Annotated in this window: 13 protein-coding genes and 1 pseudogene; 9 read left to right on the forward strand and 5 right to left on the reverse strand. The window is 71.5% G+C overall.

Features of this window, described 5'->3' with window-relative positions; translation table 11 throughout:
* The first annotated feature begins 21 nt into the window (after nt 1–21).
* Together ACFWPQ_RS10440 and ACFWPQ_RS10445 are read left to right on the forward strand one after the other, a co-directional pair.
* Complete coding sequence (locus ACFWPQ_RS10440) at nt 22–468, forward strand: GNAT family N-acetyltransferase (protein WP_384031976.1); 447 nt, start codon at nt 22–24, stop codon at nt 466–468.
* A gap of 116 nt (nt 469–584) precedes the next feature.
* The gene (locus ACFWPQ_RS10445) at nt 585–1,178 is read left to right on the forward strand and encodes a histidine phosphatase family protein (protein WP_384031978.1); all 594 of its coding nucleotides are present in this window, start codon (nt 585–587) and stop codon (nt 1,176–1,178) included.
* 111 nt (nt 1,179–1,289) lie between these two features.
* On the opposite strand, the pseudogene ACFWPQ_RS10450 reads toward ACFWPQ_RS10445, so the two are convergent.
* Nucleotides 1,290–1,730 (reverse strand): annotated as a pseudogene (locus ACFWPQ_RS10450) (DUF6314 family protein); the annotation flags it as partial.
* A 192-nt stretch (nt 1,731–1,922) separates the two neighbouring features.
* On the opposite strand from ACFWPQ_RS10450, the gene ACFWPQ_RS10455 reads away from it, so the two are divergent.
* Nucleotides 1,923–4,409, forward strand: a complete 2,487-nt coding sequence (locus ACFWPQ_RS10455) for an alpha-L-arabinofuranosidase C-terminal domain-containing protein (RefSeq protein WP_384031980.1) — start codon at nt 1,923–1,925, stop codon at nt 4,407–4,409.
* On the opposite strand, the gene ACFWPQ_RS10460 is transcribed toward ACFWPQ_RS10455, so the two are convergent.
* From ACFWPQ_RS10460 to ACFWPQ_RS10470, 3 genes are all read right to left on the reverse strand, one after another.
* On the reverse strand, nt 4,396–4,830 hold the full coding sequence (locus ACFWPQ_RS10460) for a carboxymuconolactone decarboxylase family protein (protein ID WP_384031982.1): 435 nt from the start codon (nt 4,828–4,830) through the stop codon (nt 4,396–4,398). The two genes, ACFWPQ_RS10455 and ACFWPQ_RS10460, sit on opposite strands and share 14 nt — an antisense overlap.
* Before the next feature lie 84 nt (nt 4,831–4,914).
* Nucleotides 4,915–5,901, reverse strand: coding sequence for a phosphotransferase family protein (locus ACFWPQ_RS10465; RefSeq protein ID WP_384031984.1), 987 nt, complete (start codon nt 5,899–5,901; stop codon nt 4,915–4,917).
* A 140-nt stretch (nt 5,902–6,041) separates the two neighbouring features.
* On the reverse strand, nt 6,042–6,950 hold the full coding sequence (locus ACFWPQ_RS10470; protein ID WP_384031986.1) for a LysR family transcriptional regulator: 909 nt from the start codon (nt 6,948–6,950) through the stop codon (nt 6,042–6,044).
* An 81-nt stretch (nt 6,951–7,031) separates the two neighbouring features.
* Between ACFWPQ_RS10470 and ACFWPQ_RS10475 the strand changes: the two genes are divergently transcribed.
* From ACFWPQ_RS10475 to ACFWPQ_RS10490, 4 genes are all read left to right on the forward strand, one after another.
* On the forward strand, nt 7,032–7,955 hold the full coding sequence (locus ACFWPQ_RS10475; protein ID WP_384031988.1) for a DMT family transporter: 924 nt from the start codon (nt 7,032–7,034) through the stop codon (nt 7,953–7,955).
* A gap of 337 nt (nt 7,956–8,292) precedes the next feature.
* A complete protein-coding gene (locus ACFWPQ_RS10480) occupies nt 8,293–10,779 on the forward strand; it encodes a YfhO family protein (protein WP_384032325.1) in 2,487 nt (828 codons plus the stop codon).
* Between the two features lie 23 nt (nt 10,780–10,802).
* Complete coding sequence (locus tag ACFWPQ_RS10485; protein ID WP_384031990.1) at nt 10,803–11,777, forward strand: glycosyltransferase family 2 protein; 975 nt, start codon at nt 10,803–10,805, stop codon at nt 11,775–11,777.
* Entirely contained in the window at nt 11,777–12,196 is a 420-nt protein-coding gene (locus ACFWPQ_RS10490; protein ID WP_384031992.1) for a GtrA family protein, read from the forward strand. Before ACFWPQ_RS10485 ends, ACFWPQ_RS10490 begins: the two co-directional genes overlap by 1 nt.
* On the opposite strand, the gene ACFWPQ_RS10495 is transcribed toward ACFWPQ_RS10490, so the two are convergent.
* Nucleotides 12,168–14,192: a HEAT repeat domain-containing protein gene (locus tag ACFWPQ_RS10495; protein WP_384031994.1), complete on the reverse strand. Its 2,025-nt coding sequence runs from the start codon at nt 14,190–14,192 to the stop codon at nt 12,168–12,170. The genes ACFWPQ_RS10490 and ACFWPQ_RS10495 overlap by 29 nt on opposite strands.
* A 231-nt stretch (nt 14,193–14,423) precedes the next feature.
* On the opposite strand from ACFWPQ_RS10495, the gene argC reads away from it, so the two are divergent.
* Together argC and argJ are read left to right on the forward strand one after the other, a co-directional pair.
* Nucleotides 14,424–15,452: an N-acetyl-gamma-glutamyl-phosphate reductase gene (gene argC, locus ACFWPQ_RS10500; protein ID WP_384031996.1), complete on the forward strand. Its 1,029-nt coding sequence runs from the start codon at nt 14,424–14,426 to the stop codon at nt 15,450–15,452.
* Nucleotides 15,449–16,600, forward strand: coding sequence for a bifunctional glutamate N-acetyltransferase/amino-acid acetyltransferase ArgJ (gene argJ / locus ACFWPQ_RS10505; RefSeq protein WP_384031998.1), 1,152 nt, complete (start codon nt 15,449–15,451; stop codon nt 16,598–16,600). The genes argC and argJ overlap by 4 nt, the downstream gene beginning before the upstream one ends.
* The last annotated feature ends 60 nt before the right edge of the window (nt 16,601–16,660 follow it).

Genomic DNA, 16,660 nt, shown 5'->3' on the forward strand with positions numbered 1-16,660 from the left:
CCGACCGGCGAGGATCCCCGCATGAGCGACGCACCAGGCCTCCCCGAGGGCTACGAGTTCTCCGCCGACACCGACCGCGTGGACGTCCCGCGCGTCCACCGCTGGCTGTCGACCGACGCCTACTGGGCCACCGGCCGCCCGCTGGAGCAGCAGGAGCGCGCGATGGCGGGCTCGCTCAACTTCGGGGTCTACGACGGCGTCACCGGTGAGCAGGTGGCGTACGCGCGCGTGGTGACCGACGGGGCGCTGTTCGCCTGGCTCTGCGACGTGTACGTCGACCCGTCGGTGCGCGGCAAGGGCGTGGGCACGGCGATGGTCGGCGCGGTCCGCGAGCACCTGCGGCCGTCCGGCGTGCGGCGCGTGCTGCTCGCCACCCACGACGCCCACGGGGTCTACGCGAGGCTCGGATTTGCCCCGCTCGAACGCCCGGACCAGTGGATGGCGCTCTACTACCCGTCGCCCGAGTGACATTCCGGCCGACTTGTCGGACACCTCCTGACCTTTGAGTAACATTTCCTCCACGTCCGACAACTCACAGCCCGATCGCCCTTGACCTGCGCACATGCGCGTCACACCATCGCCGCATGCCACTTCGGGTCACGTTCGTCGCGGCCGCGCGCAGCTCACCGCTGCTCGCGGAGCGCTTCGAGGACGATCGCCCGCTGGACACGGCGGGCTGGGACGAGGTGCAGCACGCTGCCGCCGAGCTGGTGCCCCTGGCCGCGGCCGAGCTGCGCTACTGCTCGCCCACCCCGCGCAGCCGCGCGACCGGTGACGCCCTGGGCTATGCCCCGCTGGTCCAGCTCGCCCTGCGCGACTGCGACATGGGCCGCTGGCGCGGGCTGACGCTGGGCGAGGCGATGGCCAGGGAACCGGACCAGGTGGACGCCTGGCTCACCGACCCGCGCGCCACCCCGCACGGCGGCGAGTCACTGCTGGCGTTCATCTCCCGGGTCGGCGGCTGGCTCGACACCCGTCCCGTGGACGACGGCGGCCGTATCGTGGCCGTCGCCGAGCCCTCGGTGATCCGGGCCGCCCTGGTCTACGCGCTCAAGGCGCCGCCCTCGACCTACTGGAACATCGACGTCCGCCCGCTCTCGACCACCACGGTGACGGGCCGGGGCGGCCGCTGGAACCTGCGCTTCGACACGGCGGCGGCTCAGGCTTCGCGGAGGTAGGCGCCGCGCTGGAGCGCCCCGTAAGGGGCGCGGGGCTGTATCCATATGCGGCTCCGCCGCGTGGGCGCGACCAGCCACGACGGCGCCGCAGCCGACCGACGACGCAACCCGGCCCGCCCGAGCGTAGTCGGTCGTCAGGAGCAGGTCCTTCGCCGGGCCCGCCACCCGCCACACCGTGTGCCAGTGGTCGGCGTCCTGGACGGTGAACTCGCCCCGGTAGAGGTCGGCCGAGCACGGGTGGTCGGTGATGTGCCGGCCCGATGTCAGGTCCAGGTCGTGGAAGGGGCGGTCGTCGGCGAAGCGCACGTCCGCCGTGCCGGGGCGCGGGCCGGGCAGGAAGCGCAGGGTGCGTTCGGCGGGCCGGGCCACGCCCTGCCAGCTGAACGTCCCCGACTCCTCGTGCAGGAGGCCGCCGCCGTCCAGTGGACGGAACACCGTGGCCCCCTCGAAGCGGCCTTCGTCCCCGCTCGCCAGGTCCCGCACGGTCCGGTCCACCCGCCACCGCCCGGCCAGATGGGCCAGCACGTCCGCCACCGGCCAGAACTCGCTCACGGTCGTCCCTTCGTCGGCCCACAACCCTACGCCGCCCCGACCCGCGGCCGAGGCGCCCGCCCAACCCGCCCCATTGACGCGCTCATGACCCTCTCCCTATCTTGCCGTTCGAAGTGCTGACCGTTGTTCGGTATAGCGAACAACCCGAATGACGTGAATGACGTAATCCTCCTCACGAGCCGCGGAGAATCCATGTCACGCACCACGCGCACCCGGCTGAGACTCGGCCTCGGGGCAAGCGCTTTCCTTCTTGCCGCCGGACTCCTCCCGGCCCCCGCCCACGCCGAGGACGTCACCGACTACGCGATCACCGTCGACCCGGCCGCCCGGGGCGCCGCGATCGACAAGACGATGTACGGCGTCTTCTTCGAGGACATCAACCGCGCCGCCGACGGCGGTCTGTACGCGGAGCTGGTCCAGAACCGGTCCTTCGAGTACACGACCGACGACAACAAGTCGTACACCCCGCTCACCGCCTGGACGGTCACCGGCAGCGCCCAGGTCGTGAACGACGACGGTCGCCTGAACGCCCGCAACCGCGACTACCTGTCCCTGTCCGCCGGTTCGGCCGTCACCAACTCCGGCTACAACACCGGCATCCGCGTCGAGGACGGCAAGAAGTACGACTTCTCGGTCTGGGCGCGCGCCGCGGGCCGTACGGCACTGACCGTGTCGTTGCAGGACTCCGGGGGCGCCCTCGCCACCGCCCGTCAGGTGACCGTGAAGAAGAACGGCTGGGCCCGGTACAAGGCGACCTTCACCGCCACCCGGACCAGCTCCGTCGGCCGCCTCACCGTGGCCACGGCCGACGCCGCCGCGCTCGACATGGTCTCCCTCTTCCCGCGCGACACCTACAAGCACGAGCCCAACGGCCTGCGCAAGGATCTCGCCGAGAAGATCGCCGCCCTGCACCCGGGCTTCGTCCGCTTCCCCGGCGGCTGCCTGGTCAACACCGGCTCGATGCAGGACTACAGCGAGGCCTCCGGCTACCAGCGCAAGCGGTCCTACCAGTGGAAGGACACCGTCGGCCCGGTCGAGACCCGCGCCACCAACGCCAACTTCTGGGGCTACAACCAGAGTTACGGACTCGGCTACTACGAGTACTTCCGCTTCGCCGAGGACGTCGGAGCCATGCCGCTGCCCGTGGTCCCGGCCCTGGTCACCGGCTGCGGCCAGAACCAGGCCGTCGACGACGACGCGCTGCTCAAGCGGCACATCCAGGACACCCTCGACCTCGTCGAGTTCGCCAACGGGCCGGTGAGCTCCAAGTGGGGCAAGCTGCGCGCGCAGATGGGCCACCCCAAGCCCTTCCACCTCACCCACATCGAGGTCGGCAACGAGGAGAACCTGCCCGCCGCGTTCTTCGCCCGCTTCACGCAGTTCCGGGCGGCCGTCCAGGCGGAGTACCCGTACATGCAGGTGATCTCCAACTCCGGCCCGGACGACTCCGGTACGACCTTCGACACGGCCTGGCAGCTCAACAAGGACGCCAAGGTCGACATGGTCGACGAGCACTACTACAACAGCCCGCAGTGGTTCCTGCAGAACAACGACCGCTACGACTCCTACGACCGCAGCGGGCCGAAGGTCTTCGTCGGCGAGTACGCCTCCGGCGGCAACACCTTCAAGAACGGACTCGCCGAGGCCGCCTACATGACCGGCCTCGAACGCAACGCGGACGTCGTCAAACTTGCCTCCTACGCACCGCTGTTCGCCAACGAGGACTACGTCCAGTGGCGCCCGGACCTGGTGTGGTTCAACAACCACGCCTCCTGGGGCTCGGCGAACTACGAGGTCCAGAAGCTGTTCATGAACAACGTCGGCGACCGGGTCGTGCCCTCCACGGCCACCGGCACCCCCTCCCTGCTCGCCCCGATCACCGGGGCCGTCGGCCTGTCCACCTGGAACACCAGCGCCGCCTACGACGACGTCAAGGTGACGGACGCCGACGGGAGCACGCTGCTCACCGACGACTTCTCCGGTGACGCGTCGCAGTGGACACACACCGGCGGCGGCAGCTGGGCGGTCCAGGACGGGCAGTACGTCGAGACCTCCGACACCGCCGAGAACACCATGGTCCAGGCCGGGGACCCGTCCTGGCACGACTACGACCTGCACGTGAAGGCCACCAAGAAGTCCGGCAAGGAGGGCTTCCTCGTCGCCTTCGGCGTCAAGGACACCGGCACCTACTACTGGTGGAACATCGGCGGCTGGAACAACACCCAGACCGCGGTCGAGCAGGCCGTCGACGGCGGCAAGTCCACGCTGATCGCCGAACCGGGGTCGGTCGACACCGGCCGCGCCTACGACGTCGACATCAAGGTGCGGGGCCGGCAGGTGACCCTGTACCTCGACGGGCAGGAGTGGGGCAGCTTCACCGACGACAAGCCGGCCGAGCCGTTCCGGCAGGTCGTCACCGCGGACGAGAAGACCGGCGACCTGATCGTCAAGGTCGTCAACGCCCAGTCCGCGGCGGCCCGTACGGCGATCGACCTCGGCGGCGCCGAGGTCGCGAGGAAGGCCAGGGTGACCACGCTCGCCGCGGCGCCCGACGCGGTGAACACCGAGACGTCCACCGCGGTCGCCCCGGTCACGTCCACCTTCACCGGGGTCGCCGACCGGTTCACCTACACCTTCCGGGCGAACTCGGTCACCTTCCTGCGGATCAGGCAGAAGTAGCGTCCGGCGCGGGCTGCTGTCCGACCGGCAGCAGCCCGCGCTCGGCGAAGACCTTCTTCGCGACGAAGGTCGCGTTGAGCGCCTTCGGGAAGCCGCAGTACCCGGCCGAGTGCAGCAGGGCCTCGACGATCTGCTCCGGTGTGAGGCCCATGTTGAGGGCGGCGTTGATGTGCACCTCCAGCTGGGGCTCGCAGCCGCCCAGCGCCGTCAGCATGCCCAGGGTCACCAACTGCCGGTCCCGGGGCACCAGCTGGGGGCGGCTGTAGATCTCGCCGAAGCCCCACGCGACGATCTGGTGGCCCAGCTCGGGGCTGATGTCGGAGAGCGAGTCTATGACCCGTTGCCCGGCCTCGCCGTCGACCGTCCTCAGGATCTCCAGGCCGTGGGCGAAACGCTCTTCGCGGGTGCTGTTCTCGCTCATGTCAGCTCTTCCGTTCTCCTCGGAACCGGTCACGGGGAGAACGCTAGGAGCTGGAGCGCGCTCAAGGTCAAGCGGGCGCCGGGGTCAGCCCAGCGCGCGCAGTTCGGCGACCCGTTCGCCCAGGTGGCGCCGGGCCCAGTCGGTGCGGTCCCCGTCGTAGCCGCGGGGGCCGCACTCCACGACGAGGATCAGTCCCAGGTAGAGGCCGTACAGGGCGAGGCGACGGCGCAGTCCGGGGGAGAAGTCGAGACGGCCGCCCGCCGCACGGTACCCGGCCACCAGGTCACTGTCCGGACCGATGTCCCCGCCGACCCCGAGGGAGACCAGTTCGGCGGCCGGGTCGCCCCAGAAGGCCCGCTCGTGGTCGATGAGGCCGGTGATCCGGGGCGCGTCCGCCCGGTCGTCGACGAAGATGTTGCCCGGCCAGAGGTCGAAGTGGACGAGCTTGGGCTCGGTGACCTCGTCGAGCGCCCGGCCGCCCGCGGCCACCAGGGTCCGAATCGCGGCGGCGGGCACCCCGAGATCGGTGTTCCAGCGGACCGCGTCCGCCAGCAGGGCGTCCACCATCGCCGTGAAGGCGGTGCGCCAGTCGGCGGCGGACAGTTCGGCCTCGGGTGCGGGATAGCCGTAGCGTCCGTCCTCTGCGGTCAGGGTGTGCAGCCGGGCGGTGATCGCGCCCAGCTCTCGGCGCAGCGCCGCGTCCGTGGCGGGCGCGAGGTGCTCGGCGGCCTTGTCCCAGGGGGTGCCCGCCAGCACGGAGACGGCCAGGAAGTCGTCGCCCCGGTACAGCAGTTCGGGCGTCGGCACCGTGCCGTCGGCCAGGCCGGCCAGGCGCCGGTAGACGAGGGCCTCGGTCGACATGATCCCGCGCTCGTAGCGGAGCACGGGGGCCTCGGCGGGCGGCGCGAGCTTCACCACGGCCGCGCGTCCGTCGTCGAGGCGGACGCGGTAGGCGGTGTTGAACCACCCGTCGGTCAGCTCCTCCTCCAGCCGGCATCCGACGCCCGTCGCCTCGCGGAGGAGGGCGTCGAGTCCGGCGGCGGACAGCCGGCGCTTGGTCAGGCTCTGCATGCGGCGACTCGCTCTCGTCCGGCGGTGCGGTGCGGTGCGATGAGGTGGGAGCGCTCCCGGAGGTACGGGATTCCGAAGATACGGGATCCCGACGAGATGGGATCCCGAAGAGATGGCATCCCGAAGAGATGGCATCCCGGTCAGCCGTGACCCCGGCCTCGGATGACCTCCGCGGCCTCGACGAGTTCGCCGAGAACGGTGCGCACGGCCCTGCGGGCCGTCCGCTCGGGGCGGTGCAGTACGTCGATGTGGCGGTGGGCCTCGATGCCGCTGAGCGGTCTGAGGGTGACACCCGGATGCGGGCGGGACGTCCAGCGGGGCATCAGGGCGACTCCGCCGCCCGCGGCGACCACCTCGGCGACCACGGCGATCTCGTTGACGCGGTGGGCGATGTCGACTCCCCGCCCGGCCGCCGCCGCGATGGCCTCGACCGTGGCCAGCAGCGGGAAGCCGTCGTGCACGGTGATCCAGGGCTGCCCGGCGACGTCGTGGGCGGTCAGGGCGGGCCGCGCGGCCAGCGGGTGGTCGGTCGGCAGGGCGATGTCGAGCGGTTCGCGCAGCAGCGGGGTGGCCGCGGCGGTCCGGGGCCAGGCCGGGGCGTGGTCCAGACGGTGGGCCAGGACCAGGTCGTAGGTGCGGGTCAGCGGCGGGAAGTCGGCCTGGGCCACGTCCTCGTCGTGGAGGGCGAGCCGTGGGGACCCCGGCTCGCCCAGCCGTCGTAGCAGCAGGGGGAAGAACGCGGCGGCCCCGCTGTGGAAGGCCGCCAGCGACACCGTGCCGTCGGGTTCGTCGACGTACGCGTCGATGGTGTGGCGGGCCCGGGCCAGCGCCGTCTCCACGCCGATCGCCGCGTCCGCCAGGGCCTGCCCGGCCGGTGTGAGGACCAGCCGGCGGCCGGCCCGCTCGGTGAGCGGGACCGGGATCGAGCGCTGGAGCAGGCGCAGCTGCTGCGAGATCGCCGAGGGCGTCACCCGCAGCGCCTCGGCGACCGCCGTGACACTGCCCAGTTCGCCCAGCTCCCGCAGGACCCGCAACTGCCGTTCGTCCACCAGCTGAGTGTAGCTTCGCTAAAGGATTGGTTGAGAAAGACGTCGTTTACTTCAACGTGCGGCTCGTGGATCGTGAACGGCATGCCGACCACCCGCCGCATCGACCTGGTGCTCCTGGCCGTCGCCGTCGTCTGGGGCTCCAGCTACCTGACGGCGAAGACCGCCACGGACGCCCTTCCCGTCCCAACCGTCCTCTTCGTGCGCTACGCCGTCGCCGCGCTCGCCTGCGCGGTCGTGCTGCGCCGGTTCGGCGGCCTCACCCGGGACGAGAGGCGCTACGGCGGTCTGCTCGGCCTCACCCAGGCCGCCGTCCTCGTCCTGGAGACGTACGGCGTCGCCCACACCAGCGCCGGGAACGCGGGCCTGATCATCAGCCTGACCCTCGTCCTCACCCCCGTGCTGGACCGGGTCGGTCTGCCGGGCAGGTTCTTCCTCGCCGCCGGGGTGTGCATGGCCGGTGTCGGACTGCTCGTCTCCGGCAACGGGCTCCGCGCCCCCGGAGCCGGTGACCTGCTGATGCTCGCGGCGGCCGTGGTCCGCGCGGGTCATGTGGTGCTGGTCGGCCGGGTCACCGCGGGCCGGGCCCTGCGCCCGCTGCAGCTGACCGCCGTGCAGTGTGCCGTCGGCAGCGTCCTGTTCCTGCTGCCCGCGGCCCCCGGGCTGCCCGCGCTGGCCCGGACCGGTGCCGTCACCTGGGCCCAGCTCCTCTACCTGGCCCTCTTCTGCGGCCTGTTCGCCTTCCTCGCCCAGACCTGGGCGGTCCAGCGCACCTCGGCGACCCGGGCCGGGCTCCTGCTGGGCACCGAACCGGTGTGGGCCCTGCTGGTCGGCGCCGTCCTCGGCGGCGAGCGGTTCACCGGGCTCTCCGTCCTGGGGGCCGCGCTGATCGTCGCGGGAACGTACTGGGGCCAGGCCGTCGAACGCGCCCATCGCCGGCCCGCCCCGGCGACGGTGCGCGACACGGTCCGGCACAGTGCCGGTACAGGGGCCCCACAGGCTCGTTAACCTGTGCATCATTTACTGGAAATCTTTCGTTTCCTCTGAGGTCGCGGATTCTTTCCGATAGCGCACATGGAATCGGAATTCGACTTATTACTTCACAGGCGTGGCACAACCATCAGGAACCTCACCCCGTCTAAGTCGGCGAAACACCGACCTGCGGGGAGTGACGACCCCGTTTTTTATCTGGGGGCCGCACAGAATGAATCGCACCACCCTGACCGGGCGCGAACAGGGGGCGAAACCGGCAGGGCGCGAAGAGGAACGGGAAACCGGCCCCGTGAAATGGCGGCGCGCCGATCCGCGAGCAACCGCCGCGCTGCTCGCGGCGCTTCTCACCACCATGGCGTTCTGCGCCGCCGACGTGATCGCCCGCAGCTACCCGTTCGGGCCCCGCACCCGCAGCGTCAACGACCTCGGCAACCAGTACGTGCCCTTCCACGCCCACCTCTGGGACCTGCTGCACGGCAGGGCCGACGGCGGCCTCCTCGTCAACTGGCAGTCCGGCTACGGTTCCAGCTTCCTGCCGGACCTCGGCACCTATGTGAGCAGTCCGTTCGCACTCCTCGTCGCCCTCTTCCCGCGCGACGAGATCGACCTCGCGGTGTACGCGATCACCGTGCTCAAGACGGCCACCGCCGGCGCCGCCATGGCCTGGCTGCTGCTCAGCCTGCGCCGCGGCCGCTGGTGGGCGGCCGGCATCCTGGGCGCCTCCTACGCCCTGTGCGGCTGGAGCATCGCCCTCGCCTCCTACAACCCGATGTGGCTCGACGGCCTGATCGCACTGCCACTGCTGTGCCTGGTCGGCGAGTGGGCCATGGCCGGCCGGCGCCCACTGCTCGGGGTGCTGATCGTGGCGCTCGCCTGGATCGCCAACTTCTACACCGCCTACATGGCCACCCTCGGCGCCGCCCTGGTGCTGCTGCTCCGGCTGGTGCTCGCCGAACTGCCGTGGCGGCGCGCCCTGGCCGTGGTCGGCCGGGCCGCGCTGACCGTCGCACTGGGCGTCGGCCTGGCCGCGCCGCTGGTGATCGTCGTGTACTCCGGCACCAAGCACGCCTACCCGGGCCGCGAGGGCCACTTCGCCCCGGTCGGGACCGAGGACCTGCTCGCGCGGCTGCTGCCGACCACGTACAGCTACAGCTCACCGGCCCTCTACGTCGGCATCACCGCGCTGGTGCTCGCCCTCGCCCTGCCCTTCCACCGGAAGGTCCCGGTCCGGGTGCGGGCCGGCTGGACGGTGCTGGTGCTCGCGGTGGCCCTGTCGCTGCAGTGGGCGCCTACCAGCCTGGCATGGCACGCCTTCGCCGCCCCGAACGGCAGCTCCTACCGGCAGGCCTTCGTGCTCTGCGCCCTGCTGGTCGTCGCCGCCTGGCACGCGGTCGCCGACGGGCTGCCGGATCTGCGGGCACTCGGCGCGGCCGCCGTGCTGCTGGTCCTGATCGCCGCCGCCGCGAGCCGCAGCACCCTCACCCAGCAGCACAGCCACCACACCTGGCCGGTGGTACTGCTCGCGGTCGCGGGCGCACTCGGCGGGCTCGCGCTGCTCAGCGTGCGCAACGGCAGGCCGCTGCTGGCCGGGCTGGCCGTGGCGCTGCTGATCGGCGCGCAGTTCGGCGAGGCCGCCGCCACCTCGGCGGTGGCCACCCGGATGCGGCTCGGCCAGATGGACGACTACGCGCCCTGGGGCGACCGCCAGCAGCAGGAGGCGGACGCGGTCGCGAGCGCCGACGCCTGGCCCGCGTACCGCACCGAGCCCGGCCGCGACCAGACCGTCGCCAACGACCCCATGATGGTCGGCGGTCAGGGCTCCCAGTACTACAGCAGCCTCACCGCCGACGTCCTCAGCCGTACCCTCACCGCGCTCGGCGACGGCTGGACCTCGCGCGGCCGCAGCCTGCAGAGCCTCGACAACCCGGTCACCGACGCCGTCTTCGCGGTGGGCGCCCGGGTGCACAACCCGCCGGACCCGCACCAGAAGTGGCTGCCCCAGGGCGGCGGCCCCTCCACCGTCACCCGTGAGGACGTCCCGCCGCTGGTGACGGTACGGCCCACCGCCGCGCACTCCACCCCGGCCGCGTTCGGCCCCTCCCCGTACCACAACCAGGAACTCCTGCTCGGCGCCCGCGTGTACACCCTGCCCCGCACCACCCTCAGTGGTGCGCACAAGGGCGACGCGGCACGCGGCCTGCTGGTCGACGGAGCGCAGACGATCACCGCCCGTTGCCGGCCCGGGAGTTCGGTCTTCCTCTGGGCACCGCACTACTCGGGTACCGCCCAACTCGCCAGTGGCGGCGAGCAGAAGCTGTACCGGTCCGACGCCGAGAACACGAAGATCGCCGCGATGCAGCCGCTCGGCACGGTGCGCGCCGCGGGACAGGTCCGGATCGACCTGAAGCCCAACCGGCTCAGCCGCGTCCCGGCGCAGGGCGCGGTCGGCTGCCTCGACACCGCGCGGCTGCGCACCGCCGTACAGCACCTGAAGGCCACCGGCGCGACCGAGGTGACCGTCTCCGACGGCACCCTGCACGCCCGACTGCCCGCCGGGAGCACGGGAACCGCCGTGGTGGCGGCGCCCCGGATCGCCGGCTGGCGCTGCTCGGCCGACGGCGGCGACGAGGTCGCGGCGAGCGAGTTCCACGGCCTGATCGCCGTCCCGCTGGGCGCCTCCGCGACCAGCCTCACCTGCACCTTCCACCCGCCCGGTCTGCGTCTGGGCACCGCCGTCGGTGGCGCCTCGCTGCTGGCACTGATCCTCATCGGCACCGTCTCGGCCGTACGCCGCAGAACCGCCGTCCGCTCCGGCGAGCGCACGACCACCGCTCACTGACCCGTCCCCAGGGGGAAGAACCCATGCTGATATCGATCGTCGCGCCCTGTTACAACGAGGAAGACGTCATAGAACGCTTCCATGAGCAGGTCCAGAAGATCGCCAACGAACTCCTGCCGCTCGGCCACGACATGGAGTTCGTGTACGTCGACGACGGCAGCCGCGACCGCACCCTGACCCTCCTCAGCCGGCTCGCCGAGCGCGACGCGCGCGTCCGGTACGTCTCCTTCAGCCGCAACTTCGGCAAGGAATCGGCCCTGCTGGCCGGCCTGAAGCACGCCACCGGCGACGCCGTGATCGTCATGGACGCCGACCTCCAGCATCCGCCCGAACTCATCAAGCGGATGGTCGAGTTGCGCGGCGAGGGTTACGACCAGGTCATCGCCCGGCGCACCCGGCAGGGCGACCGCGTCACCCGCACCCTCACCGCCCGCCTCTACTACCGGCTCATCAACCGGATGGTCGACGTCGAACTCGTCGACGGCGTCGGTGACTTCCGGCTCATGTCGCGCCGGGTGGTGGACGCGATCGTGAGCCTCACCGAGTACAACCGGTTCTCCAAGGGCCTGTTCGCGTGGGTCGGCTTCCCCAGCACCACCTTCGAGTACGAGAACGCGGTACGCGAACACGGCAGCAGCTCCTGGTCGTTCCGCAGCCTGCTCAACTACGGCCTCGACGGGCTGCTCTCCTTCAACAACCGCCCGCTGCGCGCCGCGCTCTACCTCGGCTTGACCCTGCTGGCGCTGGCCGGCGCGTACACGGCCTGGATCGTGGGCGCCGCGATGATCAACGGCGTGCAGACGCCCGGCTATGTCACCATCATTACAGCCGTCACCGCCCTGGCCGGCGTACAGATGATCATGCTCGGGGTCATCGGCGAGTACACCGGCCGGATCTACTACGAGGTCAAGGGGCGCCCCCACTTCCTGGTGAAGGCGACGAACGTGGACCGAACGGAAGACCGCACCCGCGGCACGACGAAGGACCTCATCCCCTGATGCCGAACGCCACCCTGTCGACCGCCACCGGACCCACTCGTCCGATATCCGGGCAGATCATCACCTTCGCGCTGGTGGGCGTCGTCAACACGGCCACGTACTACGGCCTTTACCTGCTTTTTCTGATGTATTTGCCGTACCTCGCCGCGCATATCCTCGCGTTTTTGCTGAGTATGATCGGCTCGTTTTTTCTCAATGCGCGGTTCACTTACCGGACGCGTCCCACGTGGCGGAAATTCCTGCTGTTTCCGCTGACCAATGCGACGAATTTCGTGATCACCACGGTGGGGGTGTACGTGATCGTCGACATGCTGCACGTGGGGAGCAAGTTCGCACCGCTGATGGCATCGGCGGCCGCTATTCCGGTCACCTTCGTGGTGTCCCGGTGGGTCATGCTGCCGAAGGTGGAGGCGGCGTAGGCGTGCTGCCCTCTCCCAGGGCGAGCACCTCGTCGATCACCGACCGGATCTCCTCGTCCTGCAGGAACGCGCGGTAGTCCCGGTACGGCGACAGCCGCCGGTCCGACCCCCGTACCGTGCGCAGGACGGCGCGTACGCCCGGAGAGACCGCGCCGATCCGCGCGATGGCGCGCAGCGCTTCGAGGAAGGCGCCGAAGGAGTCGCCTCCGTCGGCGACCGGCAGGACGTACTTCTCCAGGACGGACAGGCTCGGCTCCGTCTCGCCCGTGATCGACCACAGGGCGACCGCCGCCCAGATCTCGCACCAGGTGTCGCCGTCGTCCATGACCTGCCGCACCCGGTCGGCGTACGGCAGGGCCGCCGGACCGAAGTCGCCGAGGAGGCGGACGGCGCCGTAAGGCCGCTCCTCGGTCAGCACGGCCTCGCCGACGAGCCGCAACGCCCGGTCACGGTCGCCGCCGAGACGCCAGGACGCCCAGGCCACCCGCTGATGGTTGCCAGGGAAGTCGAGGACCGCACAGCCGCGCACGGCGGGCTCTGCGGATGCTGCGGCCGGCCCCATCGCCACCAGGGCGTCGACCGCGGCCGGCGAGTGCCGGGTGCTGTCCAGGAGGGCCACCACCTCCGGCAGGGCCGGCGTCGCGGCCGGTCCCCAGGCCGTCAGGGCCTTGAGGAAGGTGCCGGTGAGCGGGCCGTCCGCGCCGTCCTCGCGCAGCAGTGCGCGCATCGCGGGCAGCAGGCTCTCCGCGTGTGCCCGCAGGGGGGCCAGCACCTCCTCGACCTCCGGAAGGCGTGGATCGCCCATGGTGTACGAGCGGGAGTACTGACCCCGGTACGGCTCGTAAAGCCGCTCGACCAGCCCCGGCATGGCGCGCGGATCCCCGATGCGCGTCAGCGCCCAGCGGGCGTGGTCGCCGACGGTGCCCTCCAGGAACCCGGCCTCGCCGGGGTCGTCCAGGAGCGCGGCCAGCCCGTCGGCGTAAGGGGCCGCCCGCGCACCCAGGACCGCGAGCAGGTGGGCCGCCCGGTACCGCACACCGGCGTCCGGGTCGGCGAGCAGTTCACCTGCGAGGGGCAGCAACTCGGGCGCCGCGGACGGCCGGACCACCAGCAGTCGCCACGCCTCGTCCAGCGCGGCTCCGCACAGCGGCGCGTCGCCCGTCCGGCGCGCCACGTCGATGAGCCGGACGAGGAAGCGGAGCGCGGCGGCCGGCGCGTCCTCGAACAGGAAGGCCGTCCAGGAGACCACGTCCGTACGGCTGAAGGCGTCGTCGATGTCCGGCACGTACCAGATGTCCTTGAACCGGGGGCGCACGGTCGGATCGGAGAGAGTCTCCACCAGCAGGTCCAGCTCCCGGACCGGCGCCTGGGCGTCGAAGGCGGTCCAGGCGTGCACGGCCGCGACCCGCATGACGGCGGGACCGGTCCGCAGGACCTCCTGCACCACGGCGCGCACCCGGCCCATGGCCTCGGCGGCGTCCGCCGCGGCGGTACCCAGCGCCAGCAGCAAGGGCAGCCGCACGGTCAGGTCCGTCTCGGCGCTCCACCGCTCAAGCAGGACCTCGACCCCCTCCGCGAAGGGCAGCGCCTCCCTCCGCACCACGGGATCGGGGTCCGCGAGCAGTTTCCGCAACACCGGACGCTGGTGCCGCCACATCTCGTGCCATCCCGGGTCCACCCGGTCCGGTTCGGGCGCGGCCGCCGCCCTGGACAGGCTCACCAGCAGCTGTACGAGCCAGTTCCGGGCGCCCATCCCGGGATCACCGGCAAGGGCGACGACGAACGGCAGGGCTGCGGTCGAGGCGGAGTCCAGGTGCCCGTGGCGTGGCCCGATGTGCTCGTACAGGGCGTCGCAGTCCTCCTCCGTGGCGGCTCCGCCCCTGTCCATCAGGTGCAGGAGGGCGTGTCGCATCTCCTCGGTGAGGCGATCCCCGCAGGCGGACTCCAGTCGCTCCCTCGGCGCATCGCCCAGCGCCCCCACGGCCATGTCCGCCACGTCCGCCCCCCCTCGTCCCCGTGATCCCGGCAAGCCGGCTCCCCGCCGGACATCCTGTCATCGAGGACGGCCGCGGAGCGCGAGAGAGGGTGCCTGGGGAGGACGTTCCCTGTCGCCGCCTCCTGGGCATGATCGGGGTGCGGCCTGCCCGTGGTCGTGTGCGCGGCGATGAAGCGCGTTGCATAAACGTGCAGCGAACCGTATAGTCATGCCATCTGGAGGAGGATGGACATGGCGGTACGTGCGGCGGTTGCCGGAGCGAGCGGATACGCGGGCGGAGAGGTCCTGCGGCTGCTCCTCGCGCACCCCGAGGTCGAGATCGGCACCCTGACCGGCAACTCCAACGCGGGCCAGCGCCTGGGCGCGCTCCAGCCGCACCTGTTCCCGCTGGCCGACCGCGTGCTGGCGGAGACGACCCCCGAAGCCCTCGCCGGGCACGACGTCGTCTTCCTCGCGCTCCCGCACGGGCAGTCCGCCGCCGTCGCCGAGCAGCTCGGCCCGGACGTCCTCGTCGTCGACATGGGCGCCGACTTCCGCCTCCAGGACCCGGCCGACTGGGAGCGCTTCTACGGCTCCCCGCACGCCGGCACCTGGCCCTACGGCCTCCCCGAACTGCCGGGTGCCCGCGCCGCGCTGGAGGGGTCCAGGCGCATCGCGGTACCCGGTTGCTACCCCACCGCCGTGTCCCTCGCCCTCTACCCGGCCTATGCCGCAGGGATCGCCGAGCCCGAGGCGGTGATCGTCGCCGCGTCCGGCACCTCCGGCGCGGGCAAGGCGCCCAAGCCGCACCTGCTGGGCAGCGAGGTCATGGGCTCCATGTCCCCGTACGGCGTCGGCGGCGGCCACCGGCACACCCCCGAGATGATCCAGAACCTCAGCGCGGTGGCGGGGGAGAGGGTCGCCGTCTCCTTCACGCCGACGCTCGCGCCGATGCCCCGGGGCATCCTCGCCACATGCAGCGCCAAGGCCGTGGCAGGGGTGACGGGGGAGTCCGTGCGCGCCGCCTACGAGAAGGCCTACGCCGACGAACCCTTCGTCCACCTGCTCCCCGAGGGCCAGTGGCCCGCCACGGCGTCCGTCCACGGTTCCAACGCCGTTCAGGTGCAGGTCGCATACGACGAGGCCGTCGGCCGCATCATCGCGATCAGCGCCATCGACAACCTGACCAAGGGCACCGCCGGTGGCGCCCTGCAGAGCATGAACATCGCCCTCGGACTCGACGAGTCCACCGGGCTGACCACGATCGGAGTTGCGCCGTGAGCGTGACGGCAGCGAAGGGATTCACGGCCGCGGGCATCGCCGCCGGGATCAAGGAGAGCGGCAACCCGGACCTGGCCCTCGTGGTCAACAACGGGCCGCGCCGCGCCGCCGCGGGCGTCTTCACCTCCAACCGCGTGAAAGCCGCCCCCGTGCTCTGGTCCGAGCAGGTCCTCAAGAGCGGCCAGGTCTCGGCCGTGGTCCTCAACTCCGGCGGCGCCAACGCCTGTACGGGCCCCAAGGGCTTCCAGGACACCCACGCGACCGCCGAGAAGGCCGCGGAGGTGCTGGGCCGGGGCGCGATCGAGGTGGCCGTCTGCTCGACCGGCCTGATCGGCGTGCTCCTGCCCATGGACAAGCTGCTCCCGGGGGTCGAGACCGCGGCCGCTTCCCTGAGCGAGCACGGCGGCGAGAAGGCCGCCATCGCCATCAAGACCACCGACACCGTGCACAAGACGGCCGTCGTGACGAAGGACGGCTGGACCGTCGGCGGGATGGCGAAGGGAGCCGGCATGCTCGCCCCCGGCCTCGCCACCATGCTGGTCGTGCTGACCACGGACGCGGTCGTCGAGAGCGAGGCGCTCGACAGCGCGCTGCGCGCCGCCACCCGGACCACCTTCGACCGCGTCGACTCCGACGGCTGCATGTCCACCAACGACACCGTGCTGCTGCTCGCCTCCGGCGCCTCCGAAGTCACCCCGGAACACGCGGAGTTCGCCGAGGCCGTCCGCGCCGTCTGCGACGACCTCGGTCAGCAGCTGATCCGGGACGCCGAGGGCGCCAGCAAGGACATCAAGGTCGAGGTCGTGAACGCGGCCAGCGAGGACGACGCCGTCGAGGTGGGCCGCTCCATCGCCCGCAACAACCTCCTCAAGTGCGCCATCCACGGCGAGGACCCCAACTGGGGCCGCGTCCTCTCCGCCATCGGCACCACCAGGGCCGCCTTCGAGCCGGACCGGCTCAACGTCGCCATCAACGGCGTCTGGGTGTGCAAGAACGGCGGGGTGGGGGAGGACCGCGAGAAAGTGGACATGCGCTACCGCGAGGTCCACATCGTGGCGGACCTCGCGGCAGGCAATGAGTCTGCGACGATCTGGACCAACGACCTGACGGCCGACTATGTCCACGAGAACAGCGCCTACTCGTCTTGACGTGCCCGCTTGGTTGTCGCGGGTCCTCGTCGTCGCCGACGAGGGTTCCTGTTTCACAGG

The organism is Streptomyces sp. NPDC058464 (assembly GCF_042721035.1).
Classification (GTDB): domain Bacteria; phylum Actinomycetota; class Actinomycetes; order Streptomycetales; family Streptomycetaceae; genus Streptomyces.